Genomic DNA, 24,688 nt, shown 5'->3' with positions numbered 1-24,688 from the left:
AACAAAGGTCGCCTACCGTGTCGAGCCATGGTGGACACGGCATACGACACGGCAGGGCAGACCCCCGCCACGAGCCCCTGGGCCGCGGTGGGGGTCTCCGCGTTCGACGAGCTGCTGTACCGGGCGGTCCTCAACCAGCCCGACGCCGGCGCGGCCGGCTGGGCGTTGCTGACCGGCGCCTCCCCGGCCCGGGTCCGCGAGGCCTGCAACCGGCTGCTCACGCTCGGGCTGCTGCAACCGCCGGACTCCATGGGCGGGTTGCGGGCGGTCGACCCCCGGGTGGCGATCCGCGCGCTGATCCGGCGGCGCGAGACGGAGTCCGAGCTGCTGGCCGCCACCGCCGAGGAGATGGCGACCGCGTACGAGGCGGGGCTGCTGCGCGAAGAGCCGTCCCGGCTCGTCGAGGTGGCCTCCGGCGAGGGCGCCATCGCGGCCCGTCTGGAGGAGATGTACGCGCGCGCGGAGCGCGAGGTGTGCCTCTTCGACACGCCGCCGTATCTCGCCCCGGCCGCTCCGCAGGTGGATCTCCAGGCCGATCTGCTCAGCCGCGGGATCGTCTCTCGCGGGATCTACGCGGCGACCGGCCTGGAGGATCCGAAGGTGCTGTCCCGCGCCTTCAGGATGGTCGAACTCGGCGAGCAGGCCCGGGTGTTGCCATCCGTGCCGCTCAAGCTGCTGGTGGTCGACGGATGCCGGGCGCTGTTGCCGCTGACCGCCTCCGTGGCCGGCGGCTACTGTGCCGTCGTGGTGTGGCACTCGGCGGTGACCGAGGCCCTGCAGAAGCTTTTCGAGCTGGCCTGGCAACAGGCGACGCCTCTGGGCCAGGCGGCCGCCGAGGGTGAACTCTCCGAGAGCGAGAGGACGTTGACCCGGCTGCTGGCGGCCGGAATGAAGGACGAGGCGGTGGCCCGCCATCTGGGGGTGAGTCTGCGGACCCTGCGGCGGCGGGTGAGCGACCTGCAGGAGCGGCTGGGTGCGGCGAGCAGGTTCCAGCTGGGGATGCGGGCTTCCCAACGCGGCTGGGTGTAGGGGCGCAACAGCCCCTGGCGTCGGGGCCTCATCACCTGGGACGTGAACGTCGGCACCACCTTCTGCCGGGCCCACCGGCACTCGCCGGAGCGGCGACAGGGTCGGGCAAGGAGCTTGCTTCGCGCGGATCGCGCAGGTGAGAAGCATGCGCGCTGCGGCGCACGACGTTCCGGAAGCTCCTCGAGTCGAAGACATGCCGATGTACAGTGAAGGACGCCCCTGACCTGCAGAAAGCTAGCGGGGAGCAGTCTTCCAGGAGTCCAAGACGTCAACTCGCTCGTCCGCCATGAACGGCGCCGACGCCGTCATCACCACCGCCGCCGGCTACACCCGCGGCGGCAAGAACGCCAACGACATCGACACCATCGGCAACGCCAACCTCGCCGAGGCCACCCACCGCACCGGCATCCGGCGGTTCGTCCTGACCAGCATCCTCACCAGCGACCAGACGCCCGATGTCCCGCACTTCTGGCACAAGAAGCTCGCCGAGGACAAGCTCGAACAGCTCGGCGTCCCGCTCGTCGCCCTGCGCCCGGGCATTCCTCGACCAGGTCGCGAGCATGGCGGGCGACCCGGCCGACAAGGGCCGCATGGTGTGGATCGGCAAGGCCACCGTCCCGCTGACCTTCGTCCACACCTCCGATCTCGCGGCGTACCTGGCAGCCGCGGTCGATGTCGAGGCCGGTGAGCGGATCGACATCGGGTGGGACCGTCCGGTCAGCATGCGCGAGGTGGCCGACGTGATGGGCAGCCGGGCCGGAAAGAAGATCAAGGTGTGGGCCGTCCCGTCCGCCGTCGCCCGCGCCGCAGGAGCCGTCGCCGGCCGCTTCATGCCCCTGATCAAGGACATGGCCGCGATGTTCCGCTGGTTCGAGACCGGCCGCTACGTCGCCGACCCCCCCGCCAGGAGCAGCTGTTCGGCCCCGTCCCCACGGCCAATGCTGGGTTGTCGAGGCACCGCGATGATGAGGCCCTCGAAAGCAGAGGCATCCCGCCTACGGCTTGGGTGCAGATTGCTCCCCCGAGCCCCTGACGATCAGCCGGGTGGGAACGGTGATGGTGCGAGCCCGGGAGCGGTCGCCGTCGAGGCGGGCCAGGGCGGTGGCCGCGGCGGTGCGGCCGAGTTCTTCGGGGTCCTGGGCGACGACGGTAAGGGCCGGTTCGAGTGCCTCGGCGAGTGATACGTCGTCGAAGGCGACGACTGCTACGTCCTTGCGCTTGCTGCGGGCGAGTTCGGCGACTATGCCCAGCGCCATGATGTTGTTTCCGGCGAACAGGGCGGTGGGGGGATCGGCCAGTGCGAGGAGTTGGGCGGTCGCGGCCTCGGCGCCTGGCTGGTCGTGGCTGTTGGCGACGAGCGCGCGGTCGTAGGGGATGTCGGCTTCTTGCAGGGCCGCGCGGTATCCGGCGAGGCGTTCGCGGCGGGTGTAGAGCTTGGTGGGGAGGTCGCCGACGAATCCGATGCGGCGGTGCCCGTGGGCGATGAGGTGGGCGACGCCTTCTTGGGCTCCGGCACGGTTGGAGCTGACGATGCTGTCCGTGGGCAGGCCGGCTCCCGGGCGGTCGAGGAAGACGATGGGCAGCCCCGCCGTGCGGTGGGACTTGAGGTGGGAGTGGTCGGCGCCGACGGACGGCACGACGATGAGGATGCTGACGCGCCGGGCGAGGAACTTGTCCGTCAGGGCGCGTTCGCGGTCGGGCTCGTCCGCGGACGAGCCCATGAGGAGGGTCAGTCCGCGTTCGCGGACCGTGTCCTCGATGGCGCGGGCCACGGCTCCGAAGAAAGGGTTGGCTAGGTCGGGGATGACCAGTCCGATGGTGGTGTCCGGACCGCCGACGCGGATGTTGCGGGCCATGAGGTTCGGCTGGAAGCCCAACTTGGCCACCGCGGCGAGTACCTGTTCCCGCGTCTGCGCCGAGACGGGTCCGTCCTCGTTGAGGACACGGGAGACTGTCTTGGCGCTGACGCCGACTTCTCGTGCGACATCGGCAAGGGTGGGGCGGCGTCTCGCTGCCATGGGAGGAAACCGTCTCCTGAGTGCTCTCGGGTTCCGGCCGCGGCCTCGGCCGGAACATGCGAGAGCGGGGGTGAGCTGTCAGGTGGCCTGGACTCCGGCGGCTTTCGCCGCCGCGGAGTCCGCTACGACAGTATCTCCGGCCGCGTCGACGGTGAGGGCGCCGGTCATGATGGCGACGACCTCGGCCATGGAGTAGTCGGAGGGCTTGATCACGGCGGCGCGCCGGCCCAGCCGGTGGACGTGGATCCGGTCGGCGATCTCGAAGACATGGGGCATGTTGTGGCTGATCAGGACGACCGGCATGCCCTTGTCGCGGACGCGGCGGATGAGGTCGAGGACCTGTCCGGACTCCTTGACGCCGAGGGCGGCGGTGGGTTCATCCATGACGACGACGCTACGGGCCCAGGCGACGGCGCGGGCGACCGCGACGGCCTGCCGCTGTCCGCCGGAGAGGGTCTCGACCGCCTGGGTCAGCGAGCGCAGGCCGATCTTCAGGTCGGCCATGTGCTCGGCGGCCTCCTGGCGCATGCGCTTCTTGTCGAGCATGCGGAAGGCGCTGCCGAGGATGCCCGGGCGGCGCAGCTCGCGGCCCAGGAACATGTTCGAGGCGATGTCCATGGAAGCTGCCACGGCGAGGTCCTGATAGACCGTCTCGATGCCGTGAGCGCGTGCGCTCTGGGGGCCGGAGAAGTGGATCGGCTTGCCATTGAGGCGGATCTCGCCCTCGTCCGGTACCACCGCGCCGGTGAGGGCCTTGATGAGGCTGGTCTTGCCTGCGCCGTTGTCACCGATGACGGCGAGGACCTCGCCGGGCAGCAGGTCGAAGTCGGCGCCGTCGATGGCGGTGACGTGACCGTAGCGCTTGACCAGACCGCGGGCCTGCAGGACAGGAGTGGGGGAGGAGGTGGCGCTCATCAACGGGCCTTCTTCCGGGAGATCTGGTCGACGGTCACCGCGAGGATCACCAGGACTCCGGTGATGAGGGTCTGGTAGATGGAGGCGACGCCCATCAGCTGCAGGCCGTTGCGGAAGACTCCGACGATGAGGACGCCGATGAACGTGCCCAGGACCGATCCGCGTCCGCCGAAGAGGCTGGTGCCGCCGAGGACCACGGCGGTGATGCTGTCCAGGTTGTCGGTCTGCCCGGCCTGCGGGTCGCCGACGCCGGTGCGGGAGACGAGCAGCAGGGCGGCGATGCCGTAGAGGATGCCGGCCACGGTGTAGACGCCGATGGTCAGCCGGGAGGTCCGGATGCCGTTCAGCCGGGCCGCTTCCGGGCTGTTGCCCAGGGCGTAGACGTGCCGGCCCCAGCCGGTGCTGCTCAACGCGTAGGCGAGGAGGAGGAACAGGGCGATGGTGACCAGCGAGCCGTAGGTGATGTCGGTCTTGCCGAGCGGGAAGGTCTGCCCGAGAGCCGTCAGCGGGCCGGGCAGGTTGGTGACCGTCTGCTCCTCGGAGTAGATGTGCGTCAGCGCGAACGCCACGTTGAGCATGCCCAGGGTGACGATGAACGGCGGCAGCGGGATTTTCTGCACCAACGCGCCGTTGAGCATGCCGAAGCCGCCGCAGACGGCAAGGCCCAGCGCGATCGCGGCGAGCGGGGGCAGGGAGCCCTCGGCGGCCATCTTGGCGATCACGATGCTGCCGAACGCCATCACCGCTCCGCACGACAGGTCGATGCCCGCCGTGAGGATGATCAGGGTCTGGCCAATGGCGAGGGTGCCGACGACCATGACCTGCTGCACGATCAGCGAGAAGTTCCCGCCGGTGAGGAACTGGTCGCTCGAGACGGAGAAGAAGGCACAGGCCAGGAGGAGGGCGACCAGCGGGCCGGTGGTCGGTTGCGTGAGCAGTCTGCGGACCGGGGTCGGTGCCTTGAGTTCCGCGTACGGCGTGGACGTGGAGGGTGGCGTGGACGTGGCAGTCATGCGAGGTCCTTGTCGGAAGACACAAGTCCTTGTCAGGACTGGTCAGTCGTTGTCGGACGGCAGGAGGACGAGGGGGCGGCCGTCCTCGGTCGGGGAGGAAGGGCCGGCCGCCCCGCTGAGGGGTGTCGAACGGCGGCAGCTGGGGGCGGCGGCTCAGCCCCAGCAGTTCTCCAGGCCGTAGGCGGTGTCCTTGGACGTGACGCCGTCCTGCGCCTTGTCGGTGATCAAGGTGACGCCGGTGTCGGTGTAACCCGACGCCTTCTTGCCGTCCTTGGCGTAGGTCACGACGGCCTTGACGCCCTCGGCGGCCATCTTGAGCGGGTACTGCTGCGAGGTCGCGGCGATCTTGCCGTCCTTGACCGCCTGGGTGCCCGTGCAGCCGCCGTCGACGGAGACGATCAGCACGTCCTTTTCCCGGCCCTTGGCCTTCAGCGCGGTGTACGCGCCCAGCGCGGCCGGTTCGTTGATCGTGTAGACGACGTTGATGCCGGGTTCCTTCTGGAGGCAGTTCTCCATCGCGGTCTGGCCCTTGGACTGGTCGCCGCCGGTGTCCTGAGCACAGGCGACGTCCTTGTCGGTGGCGCCGAAGCCCTTGAGGAATCCGCTGTGCCGCTGGACGCCGACGGAGACGCCCGGCGCGAGGTCGAGGGCGGCTATCTTCGCGGTCTTGCCCTTCATCGCGGCCTTGGCGTACTCGCCGATCAGCTCGCCGGCCTTGACGTTGTCGGTGGCGAAGAGAGCGTCGACGGCGCTCTGCGGCTCGGTCGGGGTGTCGAGTGCGATGACCAGGACGCCCTTGGCGCGGGCCTTCTCGAGCGCGGGCACGATCGCCTTCGAGTCACTGGGGGTGATCAGAATGCCCTTGACGCCGGAGGCGACCATGTTCTCGATGGCGGTGACCTGACCGGCGTTGTCTCCGTCGAACTTGCCGGCCGCGGTCATGAGCTTGACGCCCTCGGCCTTCGCGGTCTTTTCCGCGCCTTCCTTCATCTTGACGAAGAACGGGTTGGTGTCCGTCTTGGTGATCAGGCCGACCTTGACCTCGCCCGAGCCGGTGCTCGCGCTGCCCGATCCCGATCCGGATCCACAGGCGGTCAGGGTGAGGGCCGCGATGCCCGTGCACGCGGCGGCTCTGAGCAAGGAGGAGGGCAGACGAGAGGTGCGTGACATGAACGACTCCAGCGGGATGTCGGGCGGGTGGCCGGCAGCGGGGCATGCCGTCCCGCGATGTCAACGATGACCTATGTCATCGTTGACACTGCCTGGCGAGGATGATGGACTCGGTTCCCCGGCAACGTCAATGCCTTGCACTCGTCACAAATCGGCAACGCCCCTCGGCGGTCGCCCGCCCGAGGCCGTTCGCCGGCATGCCCGGGTCATGCCCGTTTCCGCTCCGCGCGTTCCAAGAAGGCGCGTTCCAGGAGGAGAGCAGCTCATGAGCCCGCGCCAGATCACCGTCCTGGGAGAGTGCGTCGCCGACGCGTTCACCGAGCCCGCACCTGCCCCGAACGAACTCGCCCTGCGCGTCCTGCCGGGCGGCGGGCCCGCCAACACGGCGGTGGCCCTGGCCCGCCTGGGCACCCCGGCCCGCTTCCTCGCACGGCTGTCCGGTGACGTGTTCGGCCGCCTCTTCCGGGCCCACCTCGCGGCATCGGGCGTGGACCTCTCGCACGCCGTCGAGGCCGCCGAGCCCAGCACGTTCGCCTTGGCCGAGCTGGACGCCCATGGGCAGGCCACGTTCTCCTTCCACGCCCAGGCCACCGCCGACTGGCAGTGGACCAGCGCGGAACCGGCCGCGGTGGACCTGACGGACACCGCTTGCGTCCACACCGGGTCACTGGCCCTGGTCAAGGAACCCGGGGCAGGCGTGGTGGAGGACTTCCTGGCGGCGGCCGCCCCCCGGGCCACCATCAGCATCGACCCCAACGTCCGCCCCCTCCTGGTACGTCCCGAGGTCTACCGTGCCCGGCTGGCGCACTGGTGCGGCCTCGCCGATGTGCTGCGGCTGAGCGAGGACGACCTGGAACTCCTCCTGCCCGGAACGCCGCCCGAGCAGGCGTGCGACACCTGGCATGCGGCGGGCGCGCGGCTCGTCGTGATCACACGCGGCGCCGACGGCGCGCTGGCCTCACTCGACGGGGAACGGGTGCAGGTGCCGGCGGTGGCGGCACCGGTCGTCGACAGGGTCGGCGCGGGGGACTCCTTCACCGCCGGACTGCTGCACCACCTCGGCACCCGCGGACTCCTCGGCGGCAGGCTGACGGACCTGCGTCTCGGCGATGTCGAGGCAGCCTGCCTGTTCGCCACACAGGTCGCGGCCCTGACCTGCTCCGTCGCCGGCCCGAACCCGCCGTGGCACGACCAGACGGCGCCGTTCCCGACGGACAAGGCCGTCGTCCGGCACCTCGACTCCACCCACTGAGAGGACAGGAAACCATGACGAAAACCCTGCTCGCCGAGTTCACCGCCCGAGAGGGAGCAGAGGACGAGGTCACTCGTTTGATCCGGGACTACGCCCTGAAAGTGCGCGAAGAAGAAGGAAACCTGGCCTTCGACGTCTACACCAAGGCGACCGACCCGCGCGCCTACTGGATCTTCGAGGTCTACCGGGACGAGGACGCCTTCAAGGCACACCTGAACGCCCCGTACGGCGCCCCGTTCAACGCCGCCCTCATCCCACTGATCGAGGAGAACGCCTCTGTACTGACGTTCCTCGAGGAGATTGACCGCACATAAATCCACTCGCCCGCCCACGTGATCACCGCTAACGTGCGCAAGGTGATGACGGCCGACGATGTGTTGTCCATCCTTGCAGTGCTGCGGAACGCGGACGTCGACATCTGGATCGGCGGCGGCTGGGGCATCGACGCCCTGGTCGGCGAGCAAACCCGCCTGCACCGCGACCTGGACCTGATGCACCGAGAGGACCAGGAAGCTGACGTCGTGGCGGCTCTCGCGGACGCCGGCTTCGTCGAGACCCTCGACTGGCGCCCCGTACGGTTCGTCGTCACCGGTCCTCATGACCGGGAGATCGATCTTCACCCGCTGGTCTTTGCCGCGGACGGATCCGCCGTGCAGGCGTCACCCGACGCGGAGCACCCGTTCGCCTATCCCGCCTCGTGTTTCGTCACTGGCACGATCCTCGGGGCCACCGTCCCGTGCCTGTCGCCCGAGCAGCAGGTCTATTTCCACCAGGGATATGAACCTGCTGATCACGACCGTCACGACATGGCCCGGCTCCGGCAGACCTTCGGGATCACCACCCACTTCTGAGCCCGCGCGCCGGAAGCCGCTCCCGGCCGACCGGCGCACGGACCCCGGCTCGTCACCGCCAGACGGACCCCAGCTGCCACGCCAGCATGTGGTCGAGGGTGGCGGTGCCGCCCTCGGCGAAGACCTCGACGCCGGTGCTGGAAGGGTCGGGGAAGATCTGGTCGGTGATCACTGCCTCGCCGTTGCCGCCGAAGACCTCGACGGAGGACCAGTCGACGAGAATCCGCAGCTTGACCTTGCCGTTCTTGGCCTTCAGCGGTGCGGTCTGGACACCGGGGAAGGTGCTGCTGAAGTCCCCGGCTCCGGAGCGGGTGCGGTCGACGTACAACTCCTGCGTCGTGGTGTCGTAACCGATGACGGTCTCCTCGCCGCCCGCGCCGGTGCGCACCTTGAGGCCGAAGCGGTCGGCGTCCTTGAGGGAGAAGGTCGCCTCGATGTCGAGTGCCTTGCCCTTGGCCGTGTGGCCGATCAGGGGCTTGGCGGTGCTCTTGACGGTGATGCCGGACGCCGTCGCCGGGTGCTTCCCCCGGAGGGACTCCAGGCTGCCCACTGGCTTGCTGGCCAACCGGATGCGGCCGTCGACGGTGCGCAGGGCCATCTCCCGCGGAACGCTCTGCGCGCCGCGCCAGGGGGAGGTGGGGACGGACTGGCCGTAGTCCCAGTTGTTCATCCAGCCGATCATGTAGCGCTTGCCGCCCGGCGCGTTCTCCCAGGACACCGCCGCGTAGTAGTCCTTGCCGTAGTCGGCCCAGTCGGCGCGCTGTACGACGGACTTGGCGGGCTTGTCAGCGGCGGTGAACTGGTCGGCCATGACGTGGCCCCAGCCGGCGGTGTTCATGTCGACGACCTGGATCTGCGCCTTCTTGCCGGCGTACGGGCGCATGTCGAAGGAGGCCCAGTCCAGGGTCTCGCTGTCGGGGCCGGTCGTGCTGCGGACGACCTTGCCGTCGACGATCAGGTTGACGGACGTCTCCTGGGAGACGCGCTGGGCCTGGCTGTCGGACAGCATGATGTGGTCGACGTTGACGTGGCCCCAGCCGCCGGTGTTGTCGTCGACGATCCTGATCCGCGCCTGCTTGCCGGCGAGGTCGCTGACGTCCCAGGAGGCCCAGTTGAGTGCCTCGGCGTCCTTTCCGGTGGCGCTGCGGACGACCCGGCCGTCCACGAGGAGCTCGACGGCGGTCGGGTTGTCGGAGCCGGCCGGGTGATTGCCGCCGCCGATGAGGAAGTTGATGTGCTTCTTGTCGATGGTGAACTCGGCTGACGTGAGGGTGCCCGTGGTGGAGTCGCCGTTCCGGAAGGTGTTGACCAGCCCGTCTCCCCGGAAGCCGGATACCTGTCCCTGGTCGGGGAGGGTGCCGGTAGCCGGTGCGGTGCCGAAAGCGTCCCCGGTCGCCGTCCAGTCGCCGTACGTACCGCCTTCGAAGTCGGCGAGGACCGTGCCCTCGGGCGGAGTGCTGTCCATGACGGTCCCGGCCTCGTGCGGATGCCGCCCGCCACCGATCTTGAAGTTCAGGTAGGGGCTGTCGACGGTGAAGGAGGGGGAGCTGAGGATGCCGGTGGCGCCGTCACCGCCGTGGAAGCTGTTGGCGAGGCCCTTGCCGTCGAAGCCGTCGACGGTCCCCTGCCAGTCCACCGCACCGGCTGCCGGTCCCTGGCCGAACGCGGTGCCCGTGCTCGTCCACGTACCGAAGCCGGTGCCCTCGAAGTCCTGCACGACCTTCCCGGTGGGCGGGGTGTACGTGCCCTTGTCGTCCGCGGTGAACTTCTTGCCGTCGAAGTCGCCGATGAAGTACTGGGCGGCCGAACCTCCCGCGATACCACCGGGGTTGATGTTGACGACCAGGACCCACTTGATGTTCTTCCTGTCCCCGTCCACGGCGAGGGGGAACAGGTCGGGGCACTCCCACACGCCGCCCGTCGCACCGGCCGGTCCGAACTCGCTCTGCAACTCCCAGTCCTTGAGGTTCTTCGACGAGTAGAACCGCACCTTGTGCTCGGCGGACAGCGACACCGTCATCAGCCAGCTCTTGGTCGGCGCGTACCACTGGACCTTGGGATCGCGGAAGTTGTCGGAGCCGATGTCGATCACGGGATTGCCCTGGTACTTGGTCCAGGTGCGGCCGCGGTCGGTGCTGTAGGCGAGCGACTGGGCCTGCTTGCCGCCGTTCTTGTAGGCGCTGGTGTAGATCGCCACCATGGGCGGGTTCTTCTTCGTGCCGAAGCCGGTGGTGTTGTTCCAGTCGACGACCGCGCTGCCGGAGAACACCATCTCCTCGTCGTCGTGCGACAGGGCGAGCGGCAACTCCTTCCAGTGCACGAGGTCCTTGCTCACCGCGTGCCCCCAGGACATGTCGCCCCAGGTGTTGCCGTTGGGGTTGTACTGGTAGAAGAGGTGGTATTCGCCCTTGTAATAGACGAGCCCGTTGGGGTCGTTCATCCAGTTCTTCTGCGGAGTGAAGTGGAACTGGGGTCTGTAGGTCTCGGTGTAGGCCGGGGTGTCGGCGGCGACGGCCTGGGGGGCCAGCGGGGCTGCGGACAGGGCGCAGACGGTCGCGACCGCCGCCATCATCCGTATGCGGGCATGCCGGCATACGCGTGCAGAGCTCATGGTGTCTCCTAGTCCCGCGGCCGTCCACGCAGCGGTGACTGCGGCTTCTGCGCGACGGACCGAAAAGTGCACCCCAGGCCGATGCCGGCTTCCGTGCCGTCGGCCGAGGGTGTCATCGTTGACTTGTGTCATCGATGACAGCGAGTGCCCGATTATGAAGCCCAATCCGGCCTCCGCGTCAACGGTCCGGGCGCGATTGCTCCGGCATGACCGGCAGTTCATCGGCTGTCGTCGGTGGTCGCGAACCGCGCCGACCCGTTGGCAGCGGCGGTCTCGGGTTCGGTGACCGCCCAGGTCAGAGGGGCGTGGTGGGGGTCGCCCGGCAAGCTTCGGCCTCATCGTCGACGCCGAGACGGGCCGGTGAACGAGTTGTTTCCGGCCTGTTGACCGGTCGGGCCTTTCGGTGCTTCACTGCCGGAACCGCTACCGAAACCGGTTCCGGGACCGATTCCGGTACCGGTTCCACGGGGGCTCTGTACGATCGGCCCTTCGGTGCGGGAGGGAAGTCTTCCGCCTCTGCGGAAAGGGAGGGGAGGTGACATGGGAGTCACTATCGCCGACGTGGCCACGCGGGCCGGGGTCAGCAAGACGACGGTCTCGCGGGTGCTGAACGGCAAGGGTGAGATCAACGAGAACACCGTCCTGAAGGTCCGCAAGGCGATATCGGAACTCGGTTATGTGCCGAGCGCCGGGGCAGTGGGGCTCGCACGCGGCACGACACAGATGATCGGCATGCTGGTCCCTGACTTGGCCTGGGCCTGGGCCGGCATAGTGCAGGCGGTCGTTGAAACGCTGGAGGCCGAGGGCTTCGGGCTGCGGATCCTGACCTGGAACCGCGGTGAGGAGTCACTGCGCAGGCTGGGCCTGCAGGTCGCTGCCAAGTCGTTCGACGGGCTGCTGGTGATAGAGCCCGAGGGGGCCCTGGGATCCATCACGGAACTGCACGAGGCCGGACTGCCGGTGGTGCTGATCGACGACCGCTTCCAGCGGCCGGGATTCCCCTACGTGGCCACCACCAACAGGGAGGGCGGTGAGCAGGCGGCGCGCCACCTGCTGGACATCGGCCGCCGTCGCCCTCTGGTGGTGACCGGTCCTGATGAGTACGGGTGCACGCAGGAACGGCTGGGCGGCTTCGTCGACGCGTATGCGCAGGCCGGGATCGAACTCGACCCGCGCAGAATCATCTGCGGCGACTTCCTGTTCGACGACGGCCGGAGCGCGGTGGCGCAAGCTCTCGCGGACGGCGTGGAGTTCGACGCGGTCTTCGGGCACAACGACCCCTTGGCAGCCGGCGTGATCGCGGCCCTGCACGAGGCCGGCCTCGAGATTCCGCGGGATGTCGCCGTGGTGGGGTTCGACGACGTCGAGGTGGCGTCGTACACCTATCCGGCGCTGACCACCATCCGCCAGCCGATGCGGGAAATGGGTGAGGCGGCGGCTCGTCTGCTGCTCGACCACGTGCGCAGATCGCCGGAGGCCGCTCCCTCGCGCATCGTTCCCACCAGCCTCGTGGTCCGCGGCTCGACGTTAGAGCCGGGCTCGAACTGACGCGACGTCATCGCGATGAGCGAATGACGGCGCCTCGCGGGCCGGGCGGTGCGTTGCCGGTGACGCACCGCCCCCCGTCTCCTTGAAACATCGGCGAACCTCTTCGGGCCTCGCCTTCCTCACAACTTAGGGCGGCTGCGCCTGCGTTCACGCGGCACCGCCCACACGCACTTTCCGCCCGCGCGTTCCCGATCCGGGACACCGAAGGGGCGTCTGGCACACGCCGCCCGGCCACTACCCACTTCGCGTCGGACGCTCCCACCGCGACCCGCGAGGGACCGCCGCCGCTGTCACCGCGGACGCTGCCCACTCGTGGGCCGGCCCATCCGGGCGCCCGCCCCTTCCTACCCTTCGCCGCCCCCCGCGCCTGTCTCGCTCAACGGCAAGGAGCCGCATCATGCGTATCACCACCCGTCACGCTGTCAGAACCGTCCAGACCCTGTGCGTCACCCTCACGGCAGCCCTCGTGGCCACCGGCTGCGGCCGGAGCGAGGATTCCGGTCCCGGCAACGATGCCCCCGCCGAGATCGGCGCGGGCAAGGCCAAGGGGACGGTGGTCATGTGGTCCCTGGGTGACCCCGACGAAGACCTGAAGCAGCTGGCCAAGAAGTTCGAGCACGAAAACCCGGACGCAGACGTCAAGATCACCGCGGTCCCGTGGGACGGCGCCCACGACAAGCTGACCACCGCGATAGCCGGCGGCAACACACCGGACATGTCCATGGTGGGCAGCACGTGGATGGCCGAGATGGCCGCCTTGAACGGCTTCCAGGCCACCCCGACGTCGATCAAGTCCTCGGACTTCTACCCCGGCCAGTGGGACACCACCAAGTACAAGAACACCTCGTACGGCGTCCCGTTCATCGCCGACACGCAAGCGGTCTACTACCGGACCGATCTCACGGCGAAGGCCGGCATCAAGGGCGCCCCGGCCGGTGACTGGGACGGATACCTGAAGGACCTCAAGGCCATCCAGGCCACCGCCGGCAAGGAGAACCCCAAGCTGCGCCACGCCAGCGGGCTGGTGATGGGCTTCAACTCCTGGATCTTCTGGCTGCCGATGGTCTGGCAGCAGGGCAGTGACATCTACGACGCCAAGACCGGAAAGTTCACCTTCGGCACGCCCGAGGTCGCCAAGGCGCTCGAGAACTACGCAAGCGTTCCGAAGCAGGGCCTCGCGCCGACCGACAGGGCGGACAACGTGCAGAGCTTCCAGGACGGGCTGACCGCCGTCTACCAGGAGGGAGCGTGGGCCGGCGGTACCTTCCACAAGGACTCCCCGCAGCTGGACGGCAAGTGGAAGACCATGCCGATGCCGTACACCAAGCAGCCCGCAGGGTTCGCCGGCGGCACCGACCTGGCGGTGTTCAAGGAGGCCAAGAACCCCGACGCGGCATGGAAGTTCGCCCAGTTCCTCACCGAGCCCGCCAACCTCGCGACCTATTCCAAGGCCACCGGCAGCCTGCCTCCTTCGCCCCAGGCGTGGACCGAGGGGAAGCTGACCGAGGACGAGAACTTGAAGGCGTTCGCCGAGCAGCTCGAGGTCAGCAAGGCGCCGCCCGCCATCACGACCTGGCAGCAGATCGCCGACACCATCGACTCCGAACTGGAGAAACTGACCCTCGGCAAGGCCACCGTCGCCCAGGTGCAGAAGACGCTGCAGTCCAAGGCCACCAGCATCGGCACCGGCCGCTGAGCGCCGCCGCGTGCGTACCCCTCGTACGGACGGATGACATCCATGTCCACGAAAACGCTCCCCGAGCGGGGCGACACTCACGAGCAGGGCACCGCAGGGTCGGAACGGAGTGCCGATCGCCGGCACTCCGGGCTCCGGAGCACGGCGCGCGGCAGGCAGGCCCGGGCCGCCTGGGTCCTCGCCGCCCCGTTCCTCGCGCTGTTCTTGGCCTTCATGCTGCTGCCGGTGGTGTGGTCGCTGCTGATGGGCCTGACCGACACCAAGAGCGCGGACCTGCGCACACCGCTGAGCGTGTCGTTCGTCGGCTTCGACAACTACGTACGCCTCTTTGAGGACCCGCAGTTTTTCACGGCCCTGCGCAACACGGCCGTGTTCGTCCTGGTGGCCCTGCCCCTGACCCTGGCCGCCGGGCTCGCGGCGGCGGTTGCCCTCGACCGGGGCATCCGCCGCTTCCGGGCCGTCTTCCGGGTCGGCTTCTACCTGCCGGTGATCACCAGCATCGTGGCCGTCGCCGTGGTGTGGAAGACGCTCCTGGAACCTCGCGCGGGACTGGCGAACCTCGTCCTGGGCTGGTTCGGGATCGACGGTCCGGCCTGGCTGGCGGACACCCGCTTCGCCCTGCCCGTCATGATCGTGATGGCGGTGTGGCGCAACCTCGGCACGGTCATGATCATCATGCTGGCGGGTCTGCAGTCCGTACCCCAGTCCCTGATGGAAGCGGCCGAACTCGACGGCGCCGGGCCCTGGCAGCGTTTCTGGCGGGTCACCTTCCCGCTCCTGCGGCCGGCCCTGCTGCTGACCGCCGTGACCACCGGCATCGGCTATCTGCAGTTTTTCGACGAGCCGTTCGTGATGACCGATGGCGGACCGCTGGACTCCACCCTGTCGGCGACGTTGTACGCCTACAAACAGTTCGGCAACGGCAACTACGAGATGGCGTCGGCCGCCGGCTACGTCATCTTCGTCCTCATCGTCGCGCTGACCGTGCTGCAGTTCCGCGTGCTGCGAGACAAGGACTGATGCCTCATGAGCACCCTCTCCACTCTCCGAACGCCACAACCGGGCACGGACCGCGCCCTGAGGCGCCGCCGCATCCGCCAGAACTGGGGCCGGCCCTGGCTGTACATACCGCTCGCCGGCGCCCTGCTGCTGATGATCGCGCCGTTCCTGTGGATGCTGTCCGGGTCGTTCAAGCCCGAGGCCGACATCCGCAAGGTCCCGCCCGTCTTGATCCCCACGGTGCCCACGACCGCCAACTACGGCGAGCTGTTCGGCACGCTCGACTTCACGAGCATGTTCGCCAACTCCGTGATAGTGGCGCTCGCCGTGACCGCGGGCAACCTGCTCTTCTGCTCGATGCTCGGATACGCCCTGGCCAAGCTGGAGTTCCGCGGACAGCGCGCCGTTTTCCTGCTGGTCATGGGGACCCTCATGATCCCCGGCCTGGTCACCTTCGTCCCCCTGTACGTGCTGGTGGCCAACATGCAGCTGACCGGCTCCCTGCTCGGGCTGATCCTGCCGTTCCTGGCCACGCCCTTCGGGGTGTTCCTGATGCGGCAGTTCATCTCCACCCTGCCCGACGAACTGATCGACGCCGCCCGCGTCGACGGCTGCCGCGAACTGGCCATCTTCGCGAAGATCATCCTTCCGCTGACCAAGCCAGCCCTCGCCACCCTCGGGATCATCACCTTCCTCGGCTCCTGGAACAACTTCCTGTGGCCCCTGGTCGTCGCCCAGAACGAGAGCCAGTACACCCTTCCCGTCGGCCTCGCCCTGGCCAGCAGCGGACAGTCCTTCACCCGCTTCGGCATCCTGCTCGCCGGCGCCATGGTCGTCCTCCTGCCGGTGATGATCGTGTTCCTCCTCTTCCAGCGCCAGTTCGTGGCCGGCATCGCCACCACCGGCCTGAAGTGACACCCCGGCTCCCGCCACGCCGCCCCATGCCGTACCGGTCCCGCCCAGAGCGGCGGACGGACGGCACGCGAGCCCCGCCGCGCCGGGCGGCAAGGTTCGCGCGACGAAGCACTCACCGTCGCCCATCAACTCTCTGATCTGTGACGACTCATCTCTTGGAGAACACCGTGGGACAGCCGGTCCACTCTGCCGCATACCTGGATCCGGAAGCATCCGTGGAAGCGAGAACCGACGACTTGCTGTCCCGGATGACCCTGCCGGAGAAGGTCGGGCAGCTGCTGATGCTCGACGCGCAACACGGGGACCTGGCGGACATCGTGTCGGCCAAGCTGGCCGGGGCAGTCCTGCATGTGTCTCCCGACCTCATGCCGCAGGTCATGGAACTGGCCCGGCAGACACGGCTCGGCATACCGCTGCTGACAGCCGACGACGGCATCCACGGCCACTCGTTCTGGCCGGGCGCGACCATCTTCCCGACCCAGCTGGCCATGGCCTGCACCTGGGACCCCTCCCTGCTCCACCGAGTCGCCCGAGCGGCCGCGACCGAAATCGCGGCGACCGGAATCCACGGGACGTTCTCCCCGGTGCTGTGCATCACCCGGGACCTGCGCTGGGGCCGGATCAACGAGACGTTCGGCGAGGACCCGTTCCTGATCGGTGAACTCGGGGCGGCGATGGTACGCGGCTACCAGGGCGACGGCCTCAGCGACCCGACAGCCGTGCTGGCGTACGCAAAGCACTTCGCGGGCTACTCCGAAACCCTGGGCGGGCGCGACGCCAGCGAAGCCGATCTCAGCCCCCGCAAGCTGCGCTCGTGGTTCCTGCCCCCCTTCGAGCAGGCGGTACGGGCCGGCTGCCGCGGCTTCATGCTCGGCTACCAGTCCATCGACGGGGTGCCCATCACGGCGCATCAGTGGCTGATCAACGACGTGCTCAAGGGCGAGTGGGGCTTCACCGGGACGCTGGTGACCGACTGGGACAACGTCGGCCGGATGGTCTACGACCAGCGGACCTGCGCCGACTACTCCGAGGCGGCGGCGGTCGCCGTCAACTCCGGGAACGACCTCATCATGGCCACACCGCAGTTCTTCGAGGGCGCCCAGGAGGCGGTCGCCCGCGGCCTGATCGAAGAGAAGCAGATCGATGACGCGGTACGGCGGGTTCTGCGGCTGAAGTTCGAGCTCGGGCTCTTCGAGGACCCCCGCGCCCCCGACCCCGAGCGGCAGGCGCAGGTGATCGGCTGCAGCGCACACGCCGACCTCAACCTGGAGACCGCCCGCCGCTCCCTGGTGTTGCTGCGCAACGAGGGGATCCTGCCCCTCGAGGGCGGGCTGACCTCGGACGGAACGGGGCGCGCCGTGAGCCGGGACAGGCCGCGGACGATCGCGGTCATCGGCCCCAACGCCGACAGCACGCAAGCCATGCTCGGCGACTGGGCGGGCGCCACCGGCCAGGTCCCGTGGATGCCCGAAGGACATCCACGCGAGTCGGTGGAGACGGTGCTCGACGGCCTTCGCGCCGTCGCACCGGCCGACTGGACCATCACGTACGCCCGCGGTGCCGACATCGAAAGCCCCGCATCCCACTCCGAGTGGTCCCTCGGGCCCGACGGCCAACCGCAGCCATCCGTTTTCACCCCCGCCCCGGTCGACCAGGCACAGCTTCGGGCGGCCACCGCCGCCGCGGAGGCCGCCGACTACGCCGTCGTGGTCGTGGGGGACACCATCGCCCTCACCGGCGAAGTGCGCTCCACGGCCACGCTCGACCTCCAGGGAGGCCAGATCGCGCTGCTCGACGCGGTCGCCGCCACCGGCACACCGATGATCGTCGTACTGGCCCAGTCCAAGCCGAGCACCCTCCCGGAGTCGGCACTGAACGCGGCAGCCCTCATCGAGGCGTTCAACCCGGGCATGCGCGGTGGCCGCGCCGTCGCCGAACTGCTTCTCGGACTCGTCGAACCCAGCGGCCGGCTCCCGGTCTCCTTCGCACGCCACGTCGGACAGCAACCGGTCTTCTACAACCAGGTGCGAGGCCAGCACGGGAGCCGCTATGCGGATCTCACACAGGACCCCCTGTTCGCGTTCGGCGAGGGCCTCACCTACACCACGGTCACCTACTCCGACTTGGTCGTGCACGACCCGGAGGTCTCCGCCGACGGCACCGTCGACGCCACGGTGCGGCTCACCAACAGCGGCAGCCGCAGGGCCGTGGAAACGGTCCAGGCGTACGTCAGCGACCTGACCACCAGCGTCACCTGGGCCGAGCAGGAGCTGAAGGGTTTCACCCAGGTTGAAATACCTCCCGGCGAAAGCCTGGACGTCCGCATCGGCATCCCTGCCTCCCAGTGCTCACTCGTCACAGCCGACAACCGCCGAGTGGTCGAACCAGGCGAGTTCGCACTCCGCGTCGGCCCCAGCTCACGGCGGGAGCAGCAGCTGAGCGTGGAATTCCGCATCCGGACCTGAAGGCCGCACACAGTCTTGAAGACCACCGCCCCGTCGGCCCGCCGCCCCGCCAACCAGAGGGCCGGCGGGCGGTCCCCTGTCATACCGAAAGGCACGCGTGTGTCCACCCCACCCCGCGATCCACACTTCCCCTTCGCGCACCTGCGCCCGCCCCGCAACTGGATCAACGACCCCAACGGGCTGGTCTTCCACGACGGCCACTACCACGTGTGCTACCAGTACAACCCGCACGGAGCGACCCACGCCAACATGCACTGGGGCCACTTCCGCAGCCCCGACCTGCTGACCTGGGAGCCGCTGCCGATCGCCCTGTCCCCGACCCCCGGTGGCCTGGACGCCGACGGCTGCTTCTCCGGTAATGCCGTCTCCGACGGCGAACGGCTGGTCGCCTTCTACTCCGCGCACCGCGGGGACCGCTCGTTCCAGCACCAGCCGGTCACCCGCGCCGTCTCCCGAGACAGCGGCCGGACGTTCAGCCCGAGTGGTGAACTGGTCATCCCCGAGCTGCCCGAGGGCTGCACCATGTACCGCGACCCGTACGTCTGGCAGGACGGCGACGGCTGGCGGATGCTGGTCGGCGCCGCCCTCGCGGACGGCCGCGCCGCCGCCCTCCTCTACGACTCGCCCGACCTGGAGAACTGGGCCTACCGGGGGCCCTTCGCCACCCGCCATCCGGAGCCCATCGGTGGCACCGACCTGCTCACCGGGGAGGGCTGGGAATGCCCGCAATACCTCCCGGCAGCCGACGGACGTGGCGCCCTCCTCTTCAGCACCTGGACCGAACCCACCGGCCCGCAGAGCGTCGCGGCCCTGATCGGCGAAGAGCATGACGGCCACTTCAAGGCGGGCTCAGTGGTGCCCGTCGACCACGGCCCCGACTGCTACGCACCCGCCCTGTTGCGGGCACCGGGCGACCGGTGGCTGCTGTGGGGCTGGTCGTGGGAAGCCCGCGACGAAGCCTGGGCCGTCGCGGACGGATGGGCCGGGGTCCTCACCCTGCCCCGCGAGATCCACGTCCACGACGACGGCACACTGCGCCAGCAGCCCGCCACCGAACTGCTCGCCCTGCGCGGCCGGCACACCATCACCGCCACAGGCGCGACGCACGGCTCGCAGCCGGTGGACCTCGGCACCGTGGGCCGCGCCTTCGACCTGACGGCCCGTCTGGAGCCGACCGGAAACGCCGGCCTGCGGCTGCTCACCACCCGGGACGGCTCCGAGTACCTCGACATCCGTCTCGACGTAGACGCGGGCGAACTCGTCGTCGACCGTGACCACGCCTCACTGGACAGCCGGGGCCGCGGCGGTTCCCACCGGATGCCCTGCCCGCCAGACCGGCCCGTCGACCTGCGCGTCGTCGTCGACCACTCCATCGCCGAAATCTTCCTGATCACCACCGGCCAGGTCCTCACCCTGCGCTTCTACCCCACAGGGCAGAGCCCGTGGCGACTTCAGGCCCGCACCGCCCCGGGTACGCGCCTCGGCTTCGCGGTCGACGCGTGGGAACTGCACCCGCTCGTGATCAAGGAGCCGAGCACCGGCGCCGCAGAGCCGGCTCCGGCGTCGCCGTAGAACCGACTCCAATCGGTCGATCCCCCACATCGGCATTGTGTCCCACCCGCTCTCCCCAGTACTGAACAAGCAGGTCCGAAGGAGGATCTTCCATGAGGTCATACGGTCTCGGACGACGCCAGTTCCTGACCTCCGCCGTTGGTGTCGCTGCCGCCTGGACCCAGGTTTCCGGGAACGCCATCGCCGCCCCGCAGCTGAAGCAAGCCTCACGTGACAATTCCGTCCGTGTGTGGCTGACGGACGTATCGGCCGACAAGTGGGTCGTCGGCCGGGACGATGTGCTGTTCAAGGCGAGGAGAACGGCCAACCCGCTGACGATCAAGATCGACGACAGCGTCAAGTACCAGAAGGTCGAAGGCTTCGGCGCGGCCATGACCGACTCCTCCGCCTGGCTCATCGACAAGCTGTCCCCTGCCGAGCGGACCAAGCTGATGAAGAAGCTGTTCGATCCCTCGAAGGGAATCGGCCTCAGCCTGCTCCGCTCTCCGATGGGCGCCACGGATTTCAACGCGTCCGGGAACTACTCCTACAACGACCTGCCCGCGGGACAAACGGACCCGACGCTGTCCAACTTCTCCGTCCAGCATGACGTGCCGTACATCATTCCGGCCTTGCGGCAGGCCCTCTCACTCAACCCGTCCATCAAGATCATGGCCAACCCGTGGAGCCCGCCAGGCTGGATGAAGACCTCCGACTCCATGATCGGAGGCACCCTCAAGAGCGAGTACACCTCCGCGCTGGCCAACTACTTCGTCAAGTTCATCCACGCCTATGGCGGAGCCGGCGTGCCCATCTCCTACATTTCCCCGCAGAACGAACCCATGGGTACGCCCACCTGGCCCGGAATGTTCCTGTCCGCGTACCAGGAAGCTGATTTGATCCAGGAGATCGGCAAGGCGTTCGAAGCCAAGGGAATCTCCACGAAGATCCTGGCTTGGGACCACAACTGGGACGTGCCCTCGTATCCGGAGACGATCTTCAGCGACCCCGCAGCCTCCAAGTACACCGCGGGAACCGGATGGCACATCTACAGCGGCAACCCGAACTACCAGACAGTGGTCCACAACGACTACCCGAGCAAGGAAACCTTCATCACAGAAGCCACCGGAGGCGTTTGGCAGGACAGCGACCACACGGCGTTCAGCGAAGCACTGGGAACGTGGATCATCAACGGAACGCGCAACTGGGCAAACGGGGTGATGCTGTGGAACATCGCACTCGACCCCGATCGGGGCCCGCTCAACAGCGACACGGCCGGCATACCCATGCTTCGGGGCTTGCTCACGATCGACCCGGCCGACGGACGGGTGACCTACAACGTGGACTACCACGCCCTCGCTCACGCCAGCAGGTTCGTCAAGCCCGGAGCACGCCGGATCTACTCGAACACCTTCGGCGAAGGAAGCATAGAGAACGTCGCGTTCCAGAACCCGGACGGATCGAAGGTCCTGATCGCCCACAACTCGGGCAGCGCCGCGAAAACCTTCAGCGTCGCGGACGGGACACACTCGTTCGACTACACCCTGAACGCCGGCGACGCCGTCACCTTCACGTACTCCGGGCCTGCGCAGAGCGGCCGTACCCCCGCAGCGACCAAGGTCTCGGACCCGACACACGACTTCACGTTCACGTCGGCATCCGGCCCGGTCACCGTCACGTACGATCCGGCGCTGGTGCCCTACCAGAACGCCATCCGTACCGGAAACAAGCTGGTCACGTACTCCCTTCCGATCGGAGCTTCCGTCCAGACGACAGGAAGGGCACTGAGCCGTAGCAAGTGGACCGCCACGGCTTCCGCGCAGCCGGACTGGGGGGTGGCCGAGAACGCGATCGACGGCGACGTCAACACCAGGTGGAGTCTCGGGCACGGGACGACGAGCGGGGACTGGTTCCAGATCGACCTGGGGAACCCCACGAGCTTCAACAAAATCGTCCTCGACACCGGCGTGAACAATACGTTCGACTACGTCACCAGGTACCAGATATACGTTTCGAACGACGGAGTCGATTGGGGCAGCGCGATTGCGAGCGGCAGCGGGGGCATCGGCAAGATAGCCGTCACGTTGCCGACCCGAACGGCACAGTACATTCGCATCGTCAGTACCGCGGCATCGGGTTTCTGGTGGGCCATCGGCGACATCGAGGTGTACGGGTCTGCGCGTGGAACCGGCTCGATCACAGCTCCTACAGAGGTATCGAACGGCCTCCAGCTGAAGACCTGGACCAGTAAGGAAGGGTCGCAGGTAACCGTCGTATTCAACGGAACAGCCGACAGTAAGAGTTTCAAGATATCCACCGACGGCTCGCACGCCTATACACTGCCAAGCGGCACCTCGGCGATGTTCACCACCAAGAAGCTGTCAAGCTTCCCATCGCCGACCTTCAGCGAATTGAAGCCGGAACGAGGAATGCCGCGCTCCAAGTTCACGATTCGCGGTTCTGGTTTCGGCGACGCCCAAGGGCTGGGCACGGTGTACTTCGGATCAAGCTATGCCGAAATAGACACCTGGTCGGACTCGAGCATCAGCGCCTACGTTCCGAAGGGGCTTCCGGCAGGGAAGGTCACGGTTTCCGTGCAGGGAAGCAGCGGAGTGGATGCAGGTGGATCTTCGTTCGACGTCATAGATCTAGGTCCTGCGCTGCCGCGGACGGGCTGGACCGCAAAAGCTTCGGACGCAAGCCAGTGGGATGCGCCCGGAAACATGCTCGACGGCAATTCCGACACTCGCTACAGCTCCGGAACAGGGCAGTACGACGGCCTCTGGATCCAAGTGGACATGGAGCAAACGCAGACCTTCAACAAGGTTGTGTTGGATGTCGGCGGCAGTGTCAGCGACTATGCGCGAAGCACAGACGTATACGTATCCACGGATGGAACCGACTGGACCAAGGTCACGTCCGTAGCGGACGGCCAACGAGTCCACCTGATTTCCTTCCCCACGCAGACAGCTCGCTACATCAAGGTCGTCAATACCGGCAACGTCGCGCGTAGCTGGTGGTCAGTCGCAGAATTCAACGTCTACAACTGACCTCGGGCTTTGAGGGCCGGAGTGGCACGCCTCACCAAGGGTGCCGCTTCGGCCGTAGGCTGACGTTCGTGACGTGGGAGGCCAGCACCGGGGCTCGTGCGGGAGTCACCGGCCCCTTCGCCGTCAGTCCTCGCGCTCCACTTGTCTCGCCTCAGCCACATGGTGAAGGCGCCGAAGCTTCCCGTGATGGTGTCGGCAAGAGCGCCGCCGAGCACGACCAGCTTCACCTTGGCATCTCGCCGGCGACGAGCAGCCGCCCCTCCGCCCACGTCTATCCGTCATCTCCGCCTCCCCCGTCCCTGCGACGAAGCCTGGACAGCTCACGTCAAGCCGAGAAGAGCGCGAGTCGGCCATGGCCGACTCAGCTCGCGGGACCCGGCGCTACGAGATCGAGCAGTAACGCCAGGGCCTTCTTCGGAGCAGGCTGTGGCCGAAGTGGAAACGGCGGCGAGTGGCCCACCCTGGAGCAGCAGATGGCGACCTGAGTGCTGAGGGCCTGTCCGGCGGATCATGGACGGACCCACGCCGCGTCTCTGAGCTGCCGGTCGCTCGCTCCGGGGGCAAAGAGCTTCTCCTGGAAGGACTACCGCGACCTGATCCAGACCGCCCACCAGCAGCTCGGCAGCCCGATCGTGCTGGTCTGGGGCCATCTCAACACCCATCTCACCGTCGGCATGCGCCGCTACATCGGCGAACGCGACTGGCTCACCGTCTACCAACTCCCGCCCTACGCACCCGACCTGAACCCGGTCGAAGGTATCTGGTCGGTACTGCGACGCACCAACACGGCCAACCGCGCGTTCGCCGACCCGCAAGACCTGGTCAACGCCGTCCGGCGGGGCTTACGCCAGCTCCAGCACCGCCACGATGTCCTCGACGGCTGCCTCACCGGCACCGGCCTCCGACGCCAGCCATCATGACGACTTCGCGCATTGAAGGTCAGTAAGTCGGCATCTGATCAGCATCAGTCCCTGCAGATTCCGACACGGTTGTCTGAACAGGTGCCTTGGCGACGGCGTCGCAGCAGCCTGGTTCGCACGGAGACGCAGGCAGGACGCCTTCTCGCCAGAGTGAAGCGATGTTCCTCACAATCTTCGAGTTCGCGCCGGTTGTAAAGTGAAGGTCGCCCTTGACCTGCACAAAGCAGGCAGGGAGCCGTCTTCCAGGAGTCCAAAGTGCTGCGTACTCTGTTCAAGTCCAAGATCCACCGAGCCACCGTCACCCAGGCCGACCTGCACTACGTGGGATCGGTGACCATCGACGTCGACCTGCTCGACGCCGCCGATCTGCTGCCCGGCGAGCTCGTGCACATCGTGGACGTCACCAACGGCGCCCGGCTGGAGACGTACGTCATCGAGGGCGAGCGCGGATCCGGGGTGATCGGGATCAACGGGGCCGCCGCGCATCTCGTGCACCCCGGCGATCTCGTGATCATCATCAGCTACGCACAGGTGACGGACGCCGAGGCGCGGGCACTCACCCCCAGGGTCGTGCACGTGGACCGCGACAACCGGATCGTGGCACTGGGCGCCGACCCGTCCGAGCCGGTGCCGGGCTCGGACCAGCAGCGCAGCCCGCAGGCCGTCGGGGCCTGACCGGACGCAC

At 68.0% G+C, this 24,688-nt stretch carries 17 protein-coding genes and 2 pseudogenes; 14 read left to right on the top strand and 5 right to left on the bottom strand.

Annotation, left to right across the window (positions count from 1 at the left end):
• The first annotated feature begins 27 nt into the window (after window positions 1-27).
• Window positions 28-1,029 carry a helix-turn-helix transcriptional regulator gene (locus tag ACZ58V_RS09065; protein ID WP_468184819.1) on the top strand — a complete coding sequence of 334 codons (1,002 nt, stop codon included), beginning with the start codon at window positions 28-30 and terminating at the stop codon, window positions 1,027-1,029.
• A gap of 283 nt (window positions 1,030-1,312) precedes the next feature.
• Window positions 1,313-1,717 (top strand): annotated as a pseudogene (locus ACZ58V_RS09060) (NAD(P)H-binding protein); the annotation flags it as partial.
• Between the two features lie 307 nt (window positions 1,718-2,024).
• On the opposite strand, the gene ACZ58V_RS09055 reads toward ACZ58V_RS09060, so the two are convergent.
• The 4 genes from ACZ58V_RS09055 to ACZ58V_RS09040 form a co-directional block, all read right to left on the bottom strand.
• Window positions 2,025-3,047: a LacI family DNA-binding transcriptional regulator gene (locus ACZ58V_RS09055; RefSeq protein ID WP_468184822.1), complete on the bottom strand. Its 1,023-nt coding sequence runs from the start codon at window positions 3,045-3,047 to the stop codon at window positions 2,025-2,027.
• A 78-nt stretch (window positions 3,048-3,125) separates the two neighbouring features.
• On the bottom strand, window positions 3,126-3,962 hold the full coding sequence (locus ACZ58V_RS09050; protein WP_471289159.1) for an ATP-binding cassette domain-containing protein: 837 nt from the start codon (window positions 3,960-3,962) through the stop codon (window positions 3,126-3,128).
• Entirely contained in the window at window positions 3,962-4,975 is a 1,014-nt protein-coding gene (locus ACZ58V_RS09045; protein WP_468184826.1) for an ABC transporter permease, read from the bottom strand. Before ACZ58V_RS09045 ends, ACZ58V_RS09050 begins: the two co-directional genes overlap by 1 nt.
• 153 nt (window positions 4,976-5,128) lie before the next feature.
• Window positions 5,129-6,145 (bottom strand): substrate-binding domain-containing protein, encoded by a 1,017-nt coding sequence (locus tag ACZ58V_RS09040; RefSeq protein ID WP_468184828.1) that lies wholly within the window; start codon window positions 6,143-6,145, stop codon window positions 5,129-5,131.
• Window positions 6,146-6,410: 265 nt separating this feature from the next.
• On the opposite strand from ACZ58V_RS09040, the gene ACZ58V_RS09035 reads away from it, so the two are divergent.
• Genes ACZ58V_RS09035 through ACZ58V_RS09025 form a run of 3 tightly spaced genes read left to right on the top strand, consistent with a single transcriptional unit; the run spans window position 6,411 to window position 8,248 of the window.
• Window positions 6,411-7,397 carry a carbohydrate kinase family protein gene (locus ACZ58V_RS09035; RefSeq protein WP_471289156.1) on the top strand — a complete coding sequence of 329 codons (987 nt, stop codon included), beginning with the start codon at window positions 6,411-6,413 and terminating at the stop codon, window positions 7,395-7,397.
• A 14-nt stretch (window positions 7,398-7,411) separates the two neighbouring features.
• Window positions 7,412-7,711 carry a putative quinol monooxygenase gene (locus tag ACZ58V_RS09030; RefSeq protein ID WP_468184834.1) on the top strand — a complete coding sequence of 100 codons (300 nt, stop codon included), beginning with the start codon at window positions 7,412-7,414 and terminating at the stop codon, window positions 7,709-7,711.
• Window positions 7,712-7,756: 45 nt separating this feature from the next.
• Window positions 7,757-8,248: a nucleotidyltransferase domain-containing protein gene (locus ACZ58V_RS09025; RefSeq protein ID WP_031135433.1), complete on the top strand. Its 492-nt coding sequence runs from the start codon at window positions 7,757-7,759 to the stop codon at window positions 8,246-8,248.
• A 52-nt stretch (window positions 8,249-8,300) separates the two neighbouring features.
• Here ACZ58V_RS09025 and ACZ58V_RS09020 read toward each other — a convergent pair whose 3' ends face one another.
• A complete protein-coding gene (locus tag ACZ58V_RS09020) occupies window positions 8,301-10,859 on the bottom strand; it encodes a GH32 C-terminal domain-containing protein (protein ID WP_471289153.1) in 2,559 nt (852 codons plus the stop codon).
• A 540-nt stretch (window positions 10,860-11,399) separates the two neighbouring features.
• Here ACZ58V_RS09020 and ACZ58V_RS09015 point away from each other — a divergent pair.
• The 9 genes and pseudogenes from ACZ58V_RS09015 to panD all read left to right on the top strand — a co-directional run bounded on the left by ACZ58V_RS09015 (window position 11,400) and on the right by panD (window position 24,678).
• The gene (locus ACZ58V_RS09015; RefSeq protein ID WP_468184840.1) at window positions 11,400-12,407 is read left to right on the top strand and encodes a LacI family DNA-binding transcriptional regulator; all 1,008 of its coding nucleotides are present in this window, start codon (window positions 11,400-11,402) and stop codon (window positions 12,405-12,407) included.
• Window positions 12,408-12,804: 397 nt separating this feature from the next.
• The gene (locus tag ACZ58V_RS09010) at window positions 12,805-14,103 is read left to right on the top strand and encodes an extracellular solute-binding protein (protein ID WP_471289150.1); all 1,299 of its coding nucleotides are present in this window, start codon (window positions 12,805-12,807) and stop codon (window positions 14,101-14,103) included.
• A 33-nt stretch (window positions 14,104-14,136) separates the two neighbouring features.
• Window positions 14,137-15,123 carry a carbohydrate ABC transporter permease gene (locus ACZ58V_RS09005; RefSeq protein WP_189722532.1) on the top strand — a complete coding sequence of 329 codons (987 nt, stop codon included), beginning with the start codon at window positions 14,137-14,139 and terminating at the stop codon, window positions 15,121-15,123.
• Window positions 15,124-15,129: 6 nt separating this feature from the next.
• Window positions 15,130-16,017: a carbohydrate ABC transporter permease gene (locus ACZ58V_RS09000; protein ID WP_471289148.1), complete on the top strand. Its 888-nt coding sequence runs from the start codon at window positions 15,130-15,132 to the stop codon at window positions 16,015-16,017.
• A 167-nt stretch (window positions 16,018-16,184) separates the two neighbouring features.
• The gene (locus ACZ58V_RS08995) at window positions 16,185-18,482 is read left to right on the top strand and encodes a glycoside hydrolase family 3 N-terminal domain-containing protein (protein ID WP_471289933.1); all 2,298 of its coding nucleotides are present in this window, start codon (window positions 16,185-16,187) and stop codon (window positions 18,480-18,482) included.
• A gap of 99 nt (window positions 18,483-18,581) precedes the next feature.
• Window positions 18,582-20,054, top strand: coding sequence for a glycoside hydrolase family 32 protein (locus ACZ58V_RS08990; protein ID WP_471289145.1), 1,473 nt, complete (start codon window positions 18,582-18,584; stop codon window positions 20,052-20,054).
• A 92-nt stretch (window positions 20,055-20,146) separates the two neighbouring features.
• The gene (locus tag ACZ58V_RS08985; protein WP_471289142.1) at window positions 20,147-23,083 is read left to right on the top strand and encodes a discoidin domain-containing protein; all 2,937 of its coding nucleotides are present in this window, start codon (window positions 20,147-20,149) and stop codon (window positions 23,081-23,083) included.
• Between the two features lie 557 nt (window positions 23,084-23,640).
• Window positions 23,641-24,003, top strand: a pseudogene (locus ACZ58V_RS08980) (transposase); the annotation flags it as partial.
• A 255-nt stretch (window positions 24,004-24,258) separates the two neighbouring features.
• Window positions 24,259-24,678 (top strand): aspartate 1-decarboxylase, encoded by a 420-nt coding sequence (gene panD, locus ACZ58V_RS08975; RefSeq protein ID WP_471289139.1) that lies wholly within the window; start codon window positions 24,259-24,261, stop codon window positions 24,676-24,678.
• The last annotated feature ends 10 nt before the right edge of the window (window positions 24,679-24,688 follow it).

It is taken from the genome of Streptomyces sp. NPDC040589, assembly GCF_055594445.1.
The sequence above is the reverse complement of the archived record's forward strand: the minus strand, read 5'-3'. Positions and strand labels throughout refer to the sequence as shown.